This is a genomic window from Mesorhizobium sp. M00.F.Ca.ET.216.01.1.1, from assembly GCF_004010325.2.
Classification (GTDB): domain Bacteria; phylum Pseudomonadota; class Alphaproteobacteria; order Rhizobiales; family Rhizobiaceae; genus Mesorhizobium.
Genome location: NZ_SADR02000018.1, coordinates 98,663 through 113,577, shown reverse-complemented (window position 1 = coordinate 113,577; position 14,915 = coordinate 98,663). Strand labels below are relative to the sequence as shown.

Here is a 14,915-nt window from a genome sequence, read left to right as displayed (position 1 = left end):
AACCTCGAAATGCGGCTCGACACCCATCGGGTCTCCCGCAACGGCCAGGAGATCCATCTGGGATCGATCGAGTTCAACCTGCTGCGGCACCTGCTTCAACATCCCGGAAAGGTCTTCAGTCGCGATGAGCTGATCGGCGCGGTGTGGCCGGGCAACGTCTATGTCGACGCCCGCACCGTCGACGTGCATATCAGCCGGCTCAGAAAGACCCTGAACCAGGTCTCATCGCGCACCCTCATCCGCACCATACGCTCGGCCGGCTATTCGCTCGAGGGGTCGAACCCTTGATCGGCACCAGTTGGCACGCCGTAGCAACGGTCCGGCTTGATTGGCTGGCTTCGGCCGACGTGCCATGTCATCCAGTCCTAGGGCGGTTCTTCTGGCCTTGATGGCTCTTCTGGAAGCAGTGCCAGTGCCTGCTGTCATCGTTGCAGCCGTGCTGGCGATTGGCTCGTCGTCCAGTCTCGCGGTTGTGCTTCTTGCCGTATTGCTGGCCGCAGGCGGAATGATCGGACCGGGTCTTGGCATCGCTCTGGCGCTGGGCGCCAATCTTGGCAGAGCCGTTGCGCCAATGATTGCCACCTTTGGTCACGGGGCTGTCGCCCGACGCACGACCGTCGGCAATCTCCTTCTCGGTCTCGTCGGCAGTTGTGTCGCGCTCCCCCTTGCCGAGCAAGCCGCTTCCGCCCTCCTGACCATCAGCAACCATCCCACCTCAGCCTGGCTATTACGACAACAATGGCAAGAGCAACTGCGGTTTGGCGCCGACGCCTTGATGATACGTTCGAATTTCTGAATCTCGTCCAGAAGAGCTCAACCCAACAAGAAATCTGTCGGCACCTACTTTGCTATGCGAAACGACTGGGCGCCACGAATTTGCTGGCGGGGCCAATTCCTCCGCCTCGTGCTCTGAAACGAGAGCAGGTTTCACATGTGTTGCTCGATGCCTGGCCAGAAGAATGGTCCGAACGCTATTTTTCAAACGGCTATCTTTATCGCGATCCAACCATTCGACTTGTAAACCGCGGTAGCAGCCCCTTCCACTGGAGCGAGATCGACGAAATGTGCAGGCTATGCCCTCACGGCCAGCGGATCATGGACGAGGCGACCGAATTTGGATTATGCGAAGGGTTCACAATACCGTTTGTGACATTGGAAGGACGGGCGGCGGGCTTTTCCGTCGCAGGCGAAAAGCTGGGTCTGGATTCTCACGACCGTCTCGCCTTGCAGTTCGTCGCTGCTTGCGCTTTTGGTTGCGCGGCTATTCTGGCGGACGGGAAACGCAACTCGAAGCCCACGCACTTATCTCCGCGACAGGGCGATGTTCTGCGCTGGGCTTCCGAAGGCCTCACCGTGGACGAAATCGCCGATCGCCTCAATATCAGCCGCAATACAGCCGATACTCACCTGCGACTGGTGCGTGAAAGGCTTAGTGTAACAAGCACCATACATGCTGTCGCAGAAGCTTTCCGCCAGGGTTTGATCGCCTAGCCTCCAATCCTGAATGAGCCCATTTCCGACGGGTCAGAACTCCCACGGAGAGACCAACTTGAGACCGGTCGTGCCGAAGTCACCCAAATTCCGCGTTGCCAAGCGGCCGCCATTCACCCTTGAGATTGCAGCAATCATGCCGTCGGGCGCCGACATCCCCCGGCCCTGCCGCACGGCAGTACCCATGATTTCCCCATAGGCTATCGCGGCTTCCTCGGTTAGCCCGAAGATCCGATCAGCAAACCGACGACGCCAATCCGAGAGCCCCTGCTCCAAACGCTCGGCACGCTGATCGGGTCTAATCTTCTGGATGCCGAAGGCGATCTCGGCGATGGTCACTGTCGGAAGCGCAAGTTCAGCGTCATGGCGGATCAACCATGCGATCACGGCAGGATCGGGCGACTTCCTGAGCGTCTCGGAAATGACGTTGGTATCAAGGAAGATCAAAGGTCAGGTCCCGCATGAACCTGCCGATTATCCCGGATCACTGCTTCGAGGTTGATTTCAGTACCATAGGCGCTAGCAATACGAGGATAGAACGTCGTTGCCGGCTCGCGACCTGCTTCCCGGACCTCATAAGATTCCAGCGCGCGCTCAACCACGTCGGCGATCGACCGGTTCTCGCGTCGAGCAAGCCGATGCGCAAGATCACGCGCCTTGGCGCTGCGTACGGAAAGCTGGGGTTCGGCCATAAAGGACTCCTTTTGCTGTAAATATAGACCTTCATCGCACTGCTAGCAAGATGGCGCATGATGGCTTGCCATCCGGACGTGGGTGTGTTTGTACGACGGTCTTGCCGGCTCTGACAGAGTAGGGATTGCTACAGGAGATGAAGGCCGGCCGCGAAAACCTCTCCATCAATCCCGCCCTGCTGGCAGCACGGATGGCGCATAGGAGGTGACCTCCAACTGGCCTCGCAGCGCCAGCGGGATGGTCGGCGCGAAGGCGATCGCCTCGCCGCGAGATTTCGGCAGCATGCCGACCAGTCGGTTCAGCCAGCCGTCCTTGCGTTCATCGGGCGAGGTGCCGCCGCTTTCGAGCACGTTTTGACCGTCGAAATGCGAGCGCTCGCGATAGAGCCGAAGCGACCACGAAGGCAAAGACTAAGAAGTGGTCGAATGCGCGGGAGCGGCAGGAAGAAGGCCTCGCTGAAGCAGCCGATCTGTGGCTCGGGCTCCGGGCGGGGGTTGTCAAAGGCGACGTATAGGCGCGGGATACCGTGCAACCAGATCGTCGACGGTCAGCAATATAATGCCCTCCACGATCGACTGAGCAATCAGGATCCGATCGAAGGGGTCCTCATGGATAGCGGGAAGCCCCTCCACGGTTATGGCATGCTCGCTTGTGATTGGCAGCTCATAATAGCCGTTGTCGATCAGGCCCCGGCGCAAAAGACGCGCATCGACCGTAAAGTCCGCGCGGCCCAGACCCCGTTTGATTGCGATCTCCCAGAGACTTGCAGCACTGAACGTCAGGTCGTTGTCGGCATTCTCGATCTCAGCGAGGGCGGCAGGCGGCAGCTTGTCGGGCTCGCCCGCCGCCCAGAGCAGAAGATGGGTATCGAGCAGAAGTTTCATGCGTCGCCGCCAAACAGCTTCTCGATTTCCTCAAAGTTTTTCGTCAGTCGCGGCGAGATCAACGACGATCTGATTTCGATCACCGCACCGGTGTTTGTGGCGCCGGGTAAGATAATCGCGGCGCTGAACATCGCAGCGCCGGAAAACCGGGTACCGGAAGAGCGCATAAGCGAACTGGGCGACATGGTAGCCTAGGCCGCCCATCGTATTTCCGCCGCCCTTGGCTTTCGCTCGCCGGCTGCCATGAGGTAGCGATTTTGAACCGGTGCCAAACATCGCACGACTGCCTAGCCAGATTGCCACGTGGGGTGGCTTCGTTGGCGATTCCTCGTGGGAAGGTCACGCGGCGAATGTGCCTAGTCCCGAACACGTCACGGCGCCCGGTATCCAGCATCATCGGCGCGAGCATGTGCCGTGCGGCAAGGATGCTGGCTGGGGTTTCGCAAAGCCAAAGCAGGCACCGCATTGGTTCTGTTTCAAGCATCGCAGCGATGGCGAGAAGTGCCTTTGAGGTAGCCATGCCAAAGAAACCGATAGACCAGATGCTGCCGGCAGTCCGGGGCGTCCAGATCGACCTGGATGATCGGGATAAGCCGACACACCCTCTGGTCCTCGCCAAGAGCAACCTGCCCATATGGGGGTATTCGTTTTGAGTGCGTCTACGTCTACACAACAACCAAGAACCCCTAGCCGGCAAAGTGGGCTACTAACGTAGCTGACGGTAGCCGTCCGTAACACGGGAAGATGAGATTATCTTGGCGGCGGCAACGGACCGGCATTCCGAGGCACTCACCACGCAATAGAGGGGCCGGTTTCGTGTTTTGAGGCAAGGCTCTGCTGATGAAGCCACTGGTGCTGATCTGCTCGGAGGATGCCGAGTTCTATCTGGTCTTCAGCCACATCCTGGACGTGGACGGCTTCGCGAGCGAGCTGGCCGGCAATATCGAGGAGGCGCTCGCACTGGCCGCCGAACGGGAGCCGCAGGCGGTGGTGCTCGACTGCCAACCGGGGAGCACAGCAGGGCCAGCCATTTGCGCCCGGCTCAAGCGGGAACTCCACACCGGCGCCATGCCGGTCGTTGCCCTGATTGCACCCGGAGCCGAGCACCAGCACCTCGATCTCTTGAAGGCCGGCATCGATGAGAGCTTTGTGCGGCCGATCGCGCCGGCCAAGCTGCTCGCCTACCTGCGCACGAAACTGGCCAGGGCACGGCCGGCCGCTGGCGATGTCGCAGGCAAGATCCTCAGCTATGGCGACCTCGAAATGCGGCTCGACACCCATCGGGTCTCCCGCAACGGCCAGGAGATCCATCTGGGATCGATCGAGTTCAACCTGCTGCGGCACCTGCTTCAACATCCCGGAAAGGTCTTCAGTCGCGATGAGCTGATCGGCGCGGTGTGGCCGGGCAACGTCTATGTCGACGCCCGCACCGTCGACGTGCATATCAGCCGGCTCAGAAAGACCCTGAACCAGGTCTCATCGCGCACCCTCATCCGCACCATACGCTCGGCCGGCTATTCGCTCGAGGGGTCGAACCCTTGATCGGCACCAGTTGGCACGCCGTAGCAACGGTCCGGCTTGATTGGCTGGCTTCGGCCGACGTGCCATGTCATCCAGTCCTAGGGCGGTTCTTCTGGCCTTGATGGCTCTTCTGGAAGCAGTGCCAGTGCCTGCTGTCATCGTTGCAGCCGTGCTGGCGATTGGCTCGTCGTCCAGTCTCGCGGTTGTGCTTCTTGCCGTATTGCTGGCCGCAGGCGGAATGATCGGACCGGGTCTTGGCATCGCTCTGGCGCTGGGCGCCAATCTTGGCAGAGCCGTTGCGCCAATGATTGCCACCTTTGGTCACGGGGCTGTCGCCCGACGCACGACCGTCGGCAATCTCCTTCTCGGTCTCGTCGGCAGTTGTGTCGCGCTCCCCCTTGCCGAGCAAGCCGCTTCCGCCCTCCTGACCATCAGCAACCATCCCACCTCAGCCTGGCTATTACGACAACAATGGCAAGAGCAACTGCGGTTTGGCGCCGACGCCTTGATGATACGTTCGAATTTCTGAATCTCGTCCAGAAGAGCTCAACCCAACAAGAAATCTGTCGGCACCTACTTTGCTATGCGAAACGACTGGTCGCCACGAATTTGCTGGCGGGGCCAATTCCTCCGCCTCGTGCTCTGAAACGAGAGCAGGTTTCACATGTGTTGCTCGATGCCTGGCCAGAAGAATGGTCCGAACGCTATTTTTCAAACGGCTATCTTTATCGCGATCCAACCATTCGACTTGTAAACCGCGGTAGCAGCCCCTTCCACTGGAGCGAGATCGACGAAATGTGCAGGCTATGCCCTCACGGCCAGCGGATCATGGACGAGGCGACCGAATTTGGATTATGCGAAGGGTTCACAATACCGTTTGTGACATTGGAAGGACGGGCGGCGGGCTTTTCCGTCGCAGGCGAAAAGCTGGGTCTGGATTCTCACGACCGTCTCGCCTTGCAGTTCGTCGCTGCTTGCGCTTTTGGTTGCGCGGCTATTCTGGCGGACGGGAAACGCAACTCGAAGCCCACGCACTTATCTCCGCGACAGAGCGATGTTCTGCGCTGGGCTTCCGAAGGCCTCACCGTGGACGAAATCGCCGATCGCCTCAATATCAGCCGCAATACAGCCGATACTCACCTGCGACTGGTGCGTGAAAGGCTTGGTGTAACAAGCACCATACATGCTGTCGCAGAAGCTTTCCGCCAGGGTTTGATCGCCTAGGTCGTCGAGCACCGACGTTATCCACCGATCCCGCTTCCAATCGATCCGCATGCCGGCGATGAAGAACCTGTGGTGCAAGCTCAATTTCTGCGTGTCTGCCGAGACCGACGTCGCCCAGCGCGCATTTCCGCTATTCGGTAGCAAACGCCACCAGAAGTTTAATCCTTGATCTGGTACCCCTGAAAGCAAGATTTCAGGGGCGAGATGGGCGTACCAGAGGAACTGAAGGCCAAGCGAAGCGAGCTGGCAGGGCGTGCCCGCGATCTAACGGCGGCGCTTGCCGAGTTGCAGGCGCAGATCGCGGCCGTCGACAAGGTGATCTCGATCTACGAGCCGGAATGGAAGTCGGAAGAGCAGCCGAAAAGGCGCCGCGGACGGCCGCGAAAGAACTCGACAGGCTCATCGGTGGGACGAACAAGCGCCAGATGGCCCTGGACATCCTGCGCACCGCCAAGCGGCCGCTGTCGACCGCCGAATGCGCGCAGGAATTCGCGACAAGGCATGGCCTTTCCGGTGACGACCCCAGGGTCGCTCTCATCGAGAACCGCCTGTCTTCGATCCTCGATGCCCTTCAGAAGGCCGGACGCGTCCGCCACGCTGGCATGCTGGACGGCAATCGCCGCCAGTGGGAGATCGCTGCCTCAGTCTCAGGCGGGCGCGAAGGGCCTGTCGAAGTCCTCGAAGTCCAGATCGGGCGGGTTGTTCCCCTGGCAATAGCCGCAGAAGCCTCGAGGTCGGGTTCAACATCGTGGCGAACAGGACCAGCGCCGTCAGCTGGCCGTTGCTCTTCCGGCGATTGTCCTCGCGCCAGGCGAGATCGGCGACGTAATAGTCGAAATACTTCAGCGAGAAGCGGTGGTGGATGCCGACATAGGCACGCTGGATGCGTGAGAAGAAGCTCTCGACGTGGTTCGTGTTCGTGCCGTCCTCGGTTTGGTAGGCTTCCGAGTGGTTCACCTGCCTGTGCTCGTTGAGGCCTGCCAGGTCGGCATAGCTGGGGTGTTAGTCGGTGACGACGGTAGCGTCCCGGCTGACATGGTCGCGGACCGTCGCCCAAGCGGCCTCGCCCTGTTCCTCGCGGACGATCGGCGTGAAGGTGCGCTCGAAACCGCTGCCGTTCTTCTCGCGCAGCGCGAGCACGCAGAGCCGCTTCATGTTCTGGTACTTCTTCAGGCGGCGATCGATCCGGTCCTCGGCCTTGTTCTCCTGCTTGAGGTGGCCGCCCGCGTACTTGCCGTCCATCTGGACCTCGCCCTCGAGCTTCATGCCGACGCGGCGCAGGCCCAGAGCCTCCTTGATCTTCAGCGACAGCACCCAGGCGGTCTTGTACTGCACGCCGAGCTCGCGGCAGAGGCGGAGCGCGGCCTTGCCCTTCACGGCGTTCACGGACATCCAGATCGCCGCCAGCATCTTCCAGAAGCTCAGCTTGTGGAAGGCAAACACGGTGCCGGAGGTGACGGAGAACTCGCGACGGCACCCAGAGCACTTGAACGCGCGTCTGCGGAGCGCGTAGCAGTCGAGAACGCCACAATTGGGGGCAGACAGGCTGGCCCCGGGGCTTCGGCCAGCGGAACTGACGGAAGATCGCGTACGCTTCCTCTTCGTCAATCTTGACGAGATGCTGGATGGGCATGTCCCGGCATTCCGGAGACATCAGGAAGTGCTGGCCGGCCTGGTATTTCAAACCTCCGCGCCGCAGCGTCGTGATCGACGTGGATGAAATCCCAAGGCTCCGGATGTTCCAGGATCCTCGGGGTCAGGCGGGGCGTGCGGTCACTAGAGGTGTGGGTGTTCATGTTCAGGCTCCAGGGCTGGCAGTCGTCGATACGCGTGGCGATGCGGCGGCCTCGGGAGGCCCGTCGAAATCAGCGCTGTATGCGTATCCGCCTGAACATGATCGGGCCTTTAGCGGATCTGGCCGCAGGAGACGATCGGTTCCTTGTAATAAGATAAACGGGGAACGATTTATCGTATCGAGATCACAGGGCATTCGCTTCAGCCTCGCCCTGCTCCGCACACTGCGCCGACTTCGGAAAATGCGACAACGAAGATCGGCAATAATAATCGGCAACCCCCTGCCTGTTGCTGACGTAAATGCCTTATATCAAAGGCAATTGGCAGCTTGTAGGATCGGCAAAAAATGATTGAAACACCTGCTCGTATCGAGCCGTGCTTCTTCCAGGACACCATACCGTCCGTCTTAGCAGACCTCACGGTAGAACTGCAGAAGGAGGCGGACAATTTGGGGCGTGGCCTCCATCCAGAATCGGCCGCAGAACTCGCCGACTTGGTTCGGATGATGAATTGCTATTACTCGAACCTTATCGAGGGTCACAATACATGTCCCAAGGACATCGAAAAGGCACTCGCGGGTTCGGAGGTCGAACCTGAACGGCGAGCATTAGCACTCGAGGCCAAGGCGCACGTTATCGTCCAGCGCAAAATCGATGAGATGTACTCCAAAGGAGATTTGCCGAGCCCGACGTCGGTTGAGTTCATCGCTTGGATGCATCGCATATTCTATCACGAGATGCCCGCAGAGTTCAGGTTCATGGAACGACCCGATGGATCGAAGGTCGAGATCGTTCCCGGCGAGTTCAGAAAGACTGCGAACGACGACGTGGCTGTCGGAAGACATCAGCCCCCCTCTTCAGATCGCGTCGAAGCCTTCATGGCGCACTTCTCAAAGCGTTTTGGAGTAGCGGAAAAATGGGCGAGCACCCGTATCATTGCCATCGCTTCCGCTCACCACCGTTTCAACTACATCCACCCGTTCCCTGACGGCAACGACCGTGTGTCCCGGTTGATGTCGCATGCGATGGCGCTGAAAGCAGGCATCGGGGGACATGGCTTGTGGTCGATTTCCAGAGGCCTGGCCCGCGGTCTCAAGGATCGAGGCGAATACAAACGGATGATGGACCACGCAGACAGCCCTCGTCGCGGAGACCTCGATGGTCGAGGCAATCTCTCGGAAGCAGCTCTCAAGGACTTTTGCGAGTGGTTCCTTACCGTGGCACTCGATCAAATACGCTTCTCCACAGCGATTTTCGACCTTGATCGCCTGCAAGATCGGTACCGCTTACTGATCAAGGACATCAGCGACGACAAACGCGCGCCCGATCTCTTAGCGGCAGTCCTCAAACACGGATCATTCGAGCGCGGTGATGTTCATCTTGTTCTCAAGACATCGGAAAGAACGGCACGGAACACGATGTCAGCACTGGTTAGACAAGGTTTCCTAAAGTCCGAAACGCCCAAAGCCCCTGTCCGCATTGCTTTCCCGCTGGACTATCGCGAGAGACTCTTCCCGAATCTGTTCACCGATGCGGAATTGACTATACCCGATCCGCGACCCTCTCCCTGACCTTCTCAGCAAGGTCCTTGGAAGGAAATCGCAGCTTTGCCGACAGACCCCAGACTTAGACTAGTCTCACGCAATTGCGTGATGCCGCCTTCGTCCAGGACCGACCATTGGTTGACTTCGCAACTGGAGGACAACCGAGATGCTTCTCATCGTCACAGCGCAGAACGCGGCAAAACATCAGACAGAATTGGACCAGGCATTCCGTCTTCGCCACAAGGTATTTGTTGAAGAAAAAGGTTGGACGGACCTGAGGCGCGAAGATAGGCGCGAGATCGACCGCTTCGACGACGAGCACGCAGTTCACATGCTCGTTATCGCTGAAAACCGTGTCGTCGGCTATCAACGCATGCTGCCTTCGACGCAACCCCATCTGCTGTCGGAGGTCCTGTCGGACCTGTGCGAAGGCCTGCGGCTCGTCGGAGAAAACATCTGGGAATGGACGCGCTACTGCGTCGAGCCACAACATCGCGAACGAGGACGAATGCTCAGCCCAGTGGCGAATGCGCTTTTGTCCAGCATCGTCGAGTGGGGCCTGGCCACCAACATCGATACGATCATCATCGAAATGAACCCGCTTTGGCTGCTGCGCCTGGTCCAGTTGCATTTCAGGGTGACGCCCCTGGGATTGCCGAAGGTCATCGGCGGCGAAGAGACCATCGCCGTGACAGCGAGTTTCGATGAACGGACACTGCAAAGACTTCGCGAAACACGAAGCACAGGCAACCGCAAGTCCGCATCGTGATCGCGCTGAATTCATCTCCGCATGGCGGAGACGCAACGCGACGCTCCGTCCAGCTAGCCAGCCTTCGATTTGCGGTCGCGGTTGGCGAGGAGCGCAGCCTCCTTGGTGCCTCTCGGCGCTTGGGAATTCATCATTCGGCGCTTAGCCGACGCGTCAAGGATCTCGAGCTGGCGTTGGGCATGGCCTTGTTCGAACGCCACCCCGGCGGCGTCAGGGCGACGGTAGCCGGCAAGCGTTTCCTGGCCAGTATGCGCCGCGTCTTGAAGGATCTGGACGATACGCTTTCAACTGGGCTGGGCAAGAGTGACCAGCTATCGATCGGGTTGGATGCGCCTCTTTCCAATTGCGCGTTTCTCGATGCTGTCGTCGCGTTCATGGGCGACAATCCCGACACTGCCGTCATCCTGACGGAGGCACCGACTGCCGAATTAGCTTCAGGTTTGAGGGACAGGAGCTTGGAGACGGTAATTGCACCTTCGCGCGGTGAGCATCCTGACTACGCCAGTCTTCCACTCTGGTGGGATCGGATCATGGTAGCGATGGCGCCCGACAATCCTCTTGCCGACTTCGATGTGGTGGAGTGCGACGGGATTGGACAACAGACGATTCTAGCAAATACACACTGCAGTGATCTAAGCTTGGTCCCCGGCACGATATTGCGCGAACTCCCGCGGCCGATCATTCGGCACGATGTAAGCCGGATCAGCTTGATCAACCTGGTCCGTCGCGGATTGGGGATTACCCTGCTTAGGGAAAGCGATGCCCGGTCAATGCCGCACGATATTGTTTTTCGTCCACTGCATTGGCGAGAAAGGCCGATGAGAATCAGGCATTGTGCAACGTGGCGTCGGGACAATTCAAATCCGGTGCTGGCTGCTTTCATCGCGTTTCTTCTGAAGCGTTGTCCTGCACCCTGATCCTCCTACGTCACACCCCCGCCGCAGAGTCTCATCCTGATTGACGCTGAATCTCACCTTGTTTGTCGCGCGGTACCGAGATCGAGCGCGCGAACGCGCTCACCAGGATCAGGGCCTTCCGTCACGGCCCTTGATCGCAGCGGGCGCCTCCAACCGAACCTCGGTCGATCTTGCCGATGACGAGGATGTTGTCAGCGCCGTACGGCTCGACACGCTGACCCCGTTGCACCGCCAGCGCGTCGTCACTCCGGCCGGAGAGCCCCTTGCATTGTGGCTGAACGAAGCGGGCCGTACTATGACGCCGGCAGCATGGGCGGCGGAATTCCGGCGGGCAAGCGCCCGCTGCTGTAGGGCGGGCCTCGATCTGGTGGTCACGCCGCACGCACTTCGGCACACCTTTGCCGTCCATATGCTGTCGATGCTCATCCACGAACAGATCGGCTCCGTTCTGGCCCATGGGCCAACCGACGACCCCGGATCGGCAGCCTACAGGCGGTCGATCAGCCCTGCTCGATGCGTACCTTGCCGAACTGAAGAGCAAACAAGGGCGCACCGCGGAACGCTCATCACCCATCTGCTGGCCTATCCGATCCTGCTCGATCGCTACGGCCCGTACCTCACCCTCGGCAGCTTCTCCTGTCGGCCCTGGCGCGGCCGACCGACAGCACAAGTGGCAGGCGGCCCGCGCAAAGCATTCTCTGTCGAGAACTGGACGCCTCGTACCACTCGATCGAGATATTCGGCGGGGTATGAGAACGGGCCACTGCCAGCATGCCCGCATTCACGTCGAGGCCAGCACCCGTGCCGCTAGCACCGACGCAGTCCGCCGCGAGCCGCGTCACGACACCGGTGCCGCACGCGACATCGAGCACGCGCTGGCCCGGTTGAAGCCGAGCGATGCCGATGAGATCGTCGGCCACCGGCGCACCAAGCGCTGGTAATTCTCGGCAGGGGTTCCTCCAAAAGATTTTCCGTAAACTTGCTCAGTCATCGTGTTCCTCCATTTCCTCAGGCGCCGGACGGTGCGTCTCGCCGGATGCTTGCCTGACCAGCGTCGACCCGCGCCAATGAGAGCCCGAACCAGACAAGCCACAGGCACATTACGATCGCGCCTACCAGCCAAATCGGGGCGCCAAACGGGAACCGCAGCCAGCTCCCAAGTACCCATCCGAGCACGGAAGCGGCCCCCGCAACGGCTGCGATGCGCGACGCCCAATGTGGCGTAACGCTGTGGGACGCCCACGCCTCGTTCGCGGCGATCACGGTGAACGCGAGCGCCATGGCGGCAAAGCCGTTGGCCTGGCCTTCTGCAAACATCCACCAGGACTCGTAGACTTCGCGGTTCCCCGTCACCGCGGCATTGAAGATCACCGTGGCTTCGGCCACGGCCGTGCTTGCTGTCCACAGCGCGCCGACAGGCAGCAGCGCCCACGCCGACAACATCCACCATTCCCGCGTGAGACGCGAGCCGGCAGCGAGCATGATCAGGCTTGCAACAGCGAAGAACGATAGCGCCGCCGCGGCTGCCCAGTGGGCGATGGACCATCGCAAACCCCCATCGGCAATTCTGTCCATTTGGGTGCCGAAATCGGGAGAAATCGGACCGTGAAATAGAAGCGACACGGTCAGGATGAACGATGCGATCGCAAGCCAGGCGCCTGCGGCTCGCGCTCCCATGTCAGTATGTGACATCGCTTCCTTCCTTTCATTGTGGCCGGATGTTTGCAGCGCGATTCCCGGGGCCGTCCCGCGATCTATGGGCGAGCTGCGCCGAGGCGCCGCGCATCCATGGCCGGTCAGTTTCAGGTGCAAGCTAGGTTAAGGCGGAAGGGAGGGCGGCGCTTCGGGCGAACCACCCAATCGGTGCCGACGATGCATGGGTGATTCCACCCACGCCGGACGCGATCAGATGAGGCGGTGTTCGTAAGCCCAGGCAGTGGCTGCGGTGCGAGTGGGGACATCGAGCTTGTTGAAAATATTGCTGACGTGCCTGTCCACTGTCTTCCCGCTCAAATGCAGTTCGTTGGCGATTTCCTTGTTGGTTTTACCGGAAGCGATCAGGCGGAGAACCTGCAGTTCGCGGGCAGAGAGGCCGCGGGCTTCGTCCGGCCGCGTGTCAAGCAGTGTATCGATGCGAGAAACGTCGGGCGTGGCACCAAGCTGCTGAAATACTGTCCGGGCTGCCTGCAGCTCCAGTACCGCACCGTCGCTGTCACCGAGGGCGCGGCAAGCCAAGCCCATCATGACGCCTACGCGCGCTGCTTCGTATGGCGCGTCGACTTGCTGCCACGCCTCGATTGCCCGGCGCAGCCAAATCGCCGCGGCTTGCGCTTCGCCGCCTGCCAGTTCCACCGCTCCCCGCGCTTGGGCGGCAAGGGCGCGCAACGGTTCGGTTCCGTAGCCTTCTGCGACATCCTCCAGTTCGCGGCAGGCGCACCGTGCTTCCTCGATATTGTCAGCTGCCAGCATGATCTCGACGTGAGCAGGCAGCAGCCGAATGCGCTTCACTTGGTCGGTCGTCGCGGCCATGACGCGCCGGATTGCGGCCGCAGCCGCCTCGATGTGCCTTTCGGCCAACCGCAACAGGGCAAGGCCCGGCTGCGGTTCGAAGCCATATTGGTTTGCACTCCGATATGCCTGCTCGGCCGCGTCAAAGTCTCCGCGAAGGCGGTGTACTTCCGCCAGCTGGTACCACGCCCCAGCCGTATCTTTCCGATTGTTCGACTGCGTCAAACGCTCCACGGCCTGCTGCGCTTCGTCGATCGCGTCCTGCCATGCGCCGCTGAGCCGCTTGATCTCGGCGCGATGCATCAGGCAGGTGCCGCTGAAACTGATCAGCTGGGGCTGTTCGGCGCACCATCGCCCCAGGGCGGAGGTCCATTCGCGTGCGCGGCCCAGAGCATGGACTTGCTGACACGCTTCGATCACGCTGCAGTAGATCAAGCCGGTGAGGAGTGGCGACAATTCGCCAGCCGTCACCGAAACCATCGCCTCGTCGAGAAGCGCGAAGCCTTCTGTCGTCCGCCGCTGTCGCAACAGAACACGGCCTTGAAGGTGCCGTGCGCAGGCCACGAGATCCGTGTCCGCAAAGCGCTCGCCGATCTCGACTGCGCCGCTGGCCGCAGCGTAGGCCGCCTCGAGATTGCCCGCAGCAAGATGCTGTTCGACGTGGGGCAGCATCAGGTAACCCTGTTCGGCACAATCATGTGGCTCGCGTTCGAGCAGCCGATGGGCCCGTCCAAACCAGCCGGCCGCCTGAGCCATCTCCCCACGAAAGACAAGGCGCAGGCCCAGCCAGAAGGCGCAGCGGGCGGCCCGATGGCACTCGCCCGCGTCCAGATATGCATGATGGGTTCGCTCCAGGGCCCGCAGGTACTCCTCGTCGCGCCCGGTCAAATAGGCCGACATCGCTAAGCGTTCGAGATCCTCGACGCCGAGCAGCGCCACGTCATCGGCTTTGGACAGCCGTCGATAGGCGTCGTCCCACGCCCTTTCCTCATAAGCCTCACGACCGAGGGCGCGCTGATCCGTCTCCTCCGGGGAGCCACCGTTCAATCGCCGTCGATCTGACCTGCCCATCCGCATTGGTTCCGGTTACGAACCATTAGCCATCAGAGACTGCTCTAAAAGCCATCCTGCAGTATAGCATGCTCGAACGCGGATGACCGGAATGCACTTAAAGTGCACTGAATGGGTCAGCGGCGTGAATTCGTCCGTTGGCGAATGAACTTCCGCTCGGGTTCGGAACCGGTATTCCGCTTAGGGTAAAGCCACTAGGACAGCTTCAGGAGCCATCACCTTCAGCACCGCTTCGCGTCGTACTGCTGGCTGGAGACGCCCCTCGTTGACGGGCACGGCCTGCCTTCGCCTTACTGCTGCGCCAACCGCGATCCGAACCGACGAAGGCTTCCAGCATGTGCGGAATCAGGGCTGCGGTGTCCACGGGTTCATAGAGCCGGCTGTGCTCGGCCGCATACTGATCGAGTTCCTCCTTGAGAGGCTCCGGCAGGATGATAGTCATGCGTACGACGCCAACCTTCGGCAGCCGGCCGAGCCTCAGATCCGGCATTGTTCACCTC

21 protein-coding genes and 1 pseudogene are annotated in these 14,915 nt (G+C 60.6%); 12 read left to right on the top strand and 10 right to left on the bottom strand.

Going from position 1 to position 14,915, the window contains the following annotated elements; all coding sequences use genetic code 11:
• The 3 genes from EN859_RS22665 to EN859_RS22655 all read left to right on the top strand — a co-directional run.
• The coding region (locus tag EN859_RS22665) for a winged helix-turn-helix domain-containing protein (protein ID WP_189502165.1) at positions 1-288 on the top strand (288 nt) is incomplete at its 5' end.
• A 124-nt stretch (positions 289-412) separates the two neighbouring features.
• Complete coding sequence (locus tag EN859_RS22660) at positions 413-796, top strand: hypothetical protein (protein WP_127854868.1); 384 nt, start codon at positions 413-415, stop codon at positions 794-796.
• Entirely contained in the window at positions 739-1,491 is a 753-nt protein-coding gene (locus EN859_RS22655; protein ID WP_127854869.1) for a LuxR family transcriptional regulator, read from the top strand. The genes EN859_RS22660 and EN859_RS22655 overlap by 58 nt, the downstream gene beginning before the upstream one ends.
• Before the next feature lie 33 nt (positions 1,492-1,524).
• On the opposite strand, the gene EN859_RS22650 is transcribed toward EN859_RS22655, so the two are convergent.
• From EN859_RS22650 to EN859_RS22635, 4 genes are all read right to left on the bottom strand, one after another.
• Positions 1,525-1,938, bottom strand: a complete 414-nt coding sequence (locus EN859_RS22650) for a type II toxin-antitoxin system VapC family toxin (RefSeq protein ID WP_127854870.1) — start codon at positions 1,936-1,938, stop codon at positions 1,525-1,527.
• Positions 1,935-2,183, bottom strand: a complete 249-nt coding sequence (locus EN859_RS22645; RefSeq protein ID WP_127854871.1) for a plasmid stabilization protein — start codon at positions 2,181-2,183, stop codon at positions 1,935-1,937. Before EN859_RS22645 ends, EN859_RS22650 begins: the two co-directional genes overlap by 4 nt.
• A gap of 165 nt (positions 2,184-2,348) precedes the next feature.
• Positions 2,349-2,534, bottom strand: coding sequence for a hypothetical protein (locus EN859_RS22640; protein WP_210237711.1), 186 nt, complete (start codon positions 2,532-2,534; stop codon positions 2,349-2,351).
• Between the two features lie 147 nt (positions 2,535-2,681).
• Entirely contained in the window at positions 2,682-3,068 is a 387-nt protein-coding gene (locus EN859_RS22635) for a type II toxin-antitoxin system VapC family toxin (protein WP_127854872.1), read from the bottom strand.
• On the opposite strand from EN859_RS22635, the gene EN859_RS22630 reads away from it, so the two are divergent.
• From EN859_RS22630 to EN859_RS40550, 5 genes are all read left to right on the top strand, one after another.
• Positions 3,045-3,263, top strand: a complete 219-nt coding sequence (locus EN859_RS22630) for an IclR family transcriptional regulator C-terminal domain-containing protein (RefSeq protein WP_127854873.1) — start codon at positions 3,045-3,047, stop codon at positions 3,261-3,263. The two genes, EN859_RS22635 and EN859_RS22630, sit on opposite strands and share 24 nt — an antisense overlap.
• A 645-nt stretch (positions 3,264-3,908) precedes the next feature.
• A complete protein-coding gene (locus tag EN859_RS22620; protein ID WP_127854874.1) occupies positions 3,909-4,610 on the top strand; it encodes a response regulator transcription factor in 702 nt (233 codons plus the stop codon).
• A 124-nt stretch (positions 4,611-4,734) separates the two neighbouring features.
• Positions 4,735-5,118, top strand: coding sequence for a hypothetical protein (locus tag EN859_RS22615; protein WP_127854868.1), 384 nt, complete (start codon positions 4,735-4,737; stop codon positions 5,116-5,118).
• Positions 5,061-5,813, top strand: coding sequence for a LuxR family transcriptional regulator (locus tag EN859_RS22610; protein ID WP_135913546.1), 753 nt, complete (start codon positions 5,061-5,063; stop codon positions 5,811-5,813). The genes EN859_RS22615 and EN859_RS22610 overlap by 58 nt, the downstream gene beginning before the upstream one ends.
• A gap of 19 nt (positions 5,814-5,832) precedes the next feature.
• On the top strand, positions 5,833-5,982 hold the full coding sequence (locus tag EN859_RS40550; RefSeq protein ID WP_348632940.1) for a DUF6772 family protein: 150 nt from the start codon (positions 5,833-5,835) through the stop codon (positions 5,980-5,982).
• A 157-nt stretch (positions 5,983-6,139) separates the two neighbouring features.
• Here the strand turns inward: EN859_RS40550 and EN859_RS22605 are convergent, their stop codons facing one another.
• Positions 6,140-6,409 carry a hypothetical protein gene (locus EN859_RS22605; RefSeq protein WP_127854876.1) on the bottom strand — a complete coding sequence of 90 codons (270 nt, stop codon included), beginning with the start codon at positions 6,407-6,409 and terminating at the stop codon, positions 6,140-6,142.
• Positions 6,348-7,079 (bottom strand): annotated as a pseudogene (locus tag EN859_RS39485) (IS1595 family transposase). The gene EN859_RS22605 and the pseudogene EN859_RS39485 overlap by 62 nt, the downstream one beginning before the upstream one ends.
• Before the next feature lie 874 nt (positions 7,080-7,953).
• On the opposite strand from EN859_RS39485, the gene EN859_RS22590 reads away from it, so the two are divergent.
• The 3 genes from EN859_RS22590 to EN859_RS22580 all read left to right on the top strand — a co-directional run bounded on the left by EN859_RS22590 (position 7,954) and on the right by EN859_RS22580 (position 10,836).
• On the top strand, positions 7,954-9,177 hold the full coding sequence (locus EN859_RS22590; protein ID WP_127854878.1) for a Fic family protein: 1,224 nt from the start codon (positions 7,954-7,956) through the stop codon (positions 9,175-9,177).
• Positions 9,178-9,316: 139 nt separating this feature from the next.
• On the top strand, positions 9,317-9,919 hold the full coding sequence (locus EN859_RS22585) for an acyl-homoserine-lactone synthase (protein WP_127854879.1): 603 nt from the start codon (positions 9,317-9,319) through the stop codon (positions 9,917-9,919).
• Positions 9,916-10,836: a LysR family transcriptional regulator gene (locus tag EN859_RS22580; protein WP_189502160.1), complete on the top strand. Its 921-nt coding sequence runs from the start codon at positions 9,916-9,918 to the stop codon at positions 10,834-10,836. The genes EN859_RS22585 and EN859_RS22580 overlap by 4 nt, the downstream gene beginning before the upstream one ends.
• Positions 10,837-11,453: 617 nt before the next feature.
• Here EN859_RS22580 and EN859_RS22570 read toward each other — a convergent pair.
• Entirely contained in the window at positions 11,454-11,678 is a 225-nt protein-coding gene (locus tag EN859_RS22570) for a hypothetical protein (RefSeq protein ID WP_245525662.1), read from the bottom strand.
• Here EN859_RS22570 and EN859_RS39480 point away from each other — a divergent pair.
• Positions 11,586-11,777 carry a hypothetical protein gene (locus EN859_RS39480; protein ID WP_245525663.1) on the top strand — a complete coding sequence of 64 codons (192 nt, stop codon included), beginning with the start codon at positions 11,586-11,588 and terminating at the stop codon, positions 11,775-11,777. The two genes, EN859_RS22570 and EN859_RS39480, sit on opposite strands and share 93 nt — an antisense overlap.
• 67 nt (positions 11,778-11,844) lie before the next feature.
• Here EN859_RS39480 and EN859_RS22565 read toward each other — a convergent pair whose 3' ends face one another.
• The 3 genes from EN859_RS22565 to EN859_RS22555 all read right to left on the bottom strand — a co-directional run bounded on the left by EN859_RS22565 (position 11,845) and on the right by EN859_RS22555 (position 14,905).
• Positions 11,845-12,648 (bottom strand): hypothetical protein, encoded by an 804-nt coding sequence (locus EN859_RS22565; protein ID WP_135913544.1) that lies wholly within the window; start codon positions 12,646-12,648, stop codon positions 11,845-11,847.
• A gap of 93 nt (positions 12,649-12,741) precedes the next feature.
• A complete protein-coding gene (locus EN859_RS40310) occupies positions 12,742-14,391 on the bottom strand; it encodes a LuxR C-terminal-related transcriptional regulator (RefSeq protein WP_281015626.1) in 1,650 nt (549 codons plus the stop codon).
• A gap of 229 nt (positions 14,392-14,620) precedes the next feature.
• Positions 14,621-14,905, bottom strand: coding sequence for a DUF2274 domain-containing protein (locus EN859_RS22555; protein WP_127854883.1), 285 nt, complete (start codon positions 14,903-14,905; stop codon positions 14,621-14,623).
• Positions 14,906-14,915 lie beyond the last annotated feature (10 nt).

What these genes read in the sequence shown, in the direction of transcription:
- EN859_RS22655 (WP_127854869.1), top strand. Translation starts at nt 739, where the DNA reads ATGGCAAGAGCAACTGCGGTTTGGCGCCGACGCCTTGATGATACGTTC.
- EN859_RS22645 (WP_127854871.1), bottom strand. Translation starts at nt 2,183, where the DNA reads ATGGCCGAACCCCAGCTTTCCGTACGCAGCGCCAAGGCGCGTGATCTT.
- EN859_RS22630 (WP_127854873.1), top strand. Translation starts at nt 3,045, where the DNA reads ATGGGTATCGAGCAGAAGTTTCATGCGTCGCCGCCAAACAGCTTCTCG.
- EN859_RS22635 (WP_127854872.1), bottom strand. Translation starts at nt 3,068, where the DNA reads ATGAAACTTCTGCTCGATACCCATCTTCTGCTCTGGGCGGCGGGCGAG.
- EN859_RS22620 (WP_127854874.1), top strand. Translation starts at nt 3,909, where the DNA reads ATGAAGCCACTGGTGCTGATCTGCTCGGAGGATGCCGAGTTCTATCTG.
- EN859_RS22610 (WP_135913546.1), top strand. Translation starts at nt 5,061, where the DNA reads ATGGCAAGAGCAACTGCGGTTTGGCGCCGACGCCTTGATGATACGTTC.
- EN859_RS22590 (WP_127854878.1), top strand. Translation starts at nt 7,954, where the DNA reads ATGATTGAAACACCTGCTCGTATCGAGCCGTGCTTCTTCCAGGACACC.
- EN859_RS22585 (WP_127854879.1), top strand. Translation starts at nt 9,317, where the DNA reads ATGCTTCTCATCGTCACAGCGCAGAACGCGGCAAAACATCAGACAGAA.
- EN859_RS39480 (WP_245525663.1), top strand. Translation starts at nt 11,586, where the DNA reads ATGAGAACGGGCCACTGCCAGCATGCCCGCATTCACGTCGAGGCCAGC.
- EN859_RS22555 (WP_127854883.1), bottom strand. Translation starts at nt 14,905, where the DNA reads ATGCCGGATCTGAGGCTCGGCCGGCTGCCGAAGGTTGGCGTCGTACGC.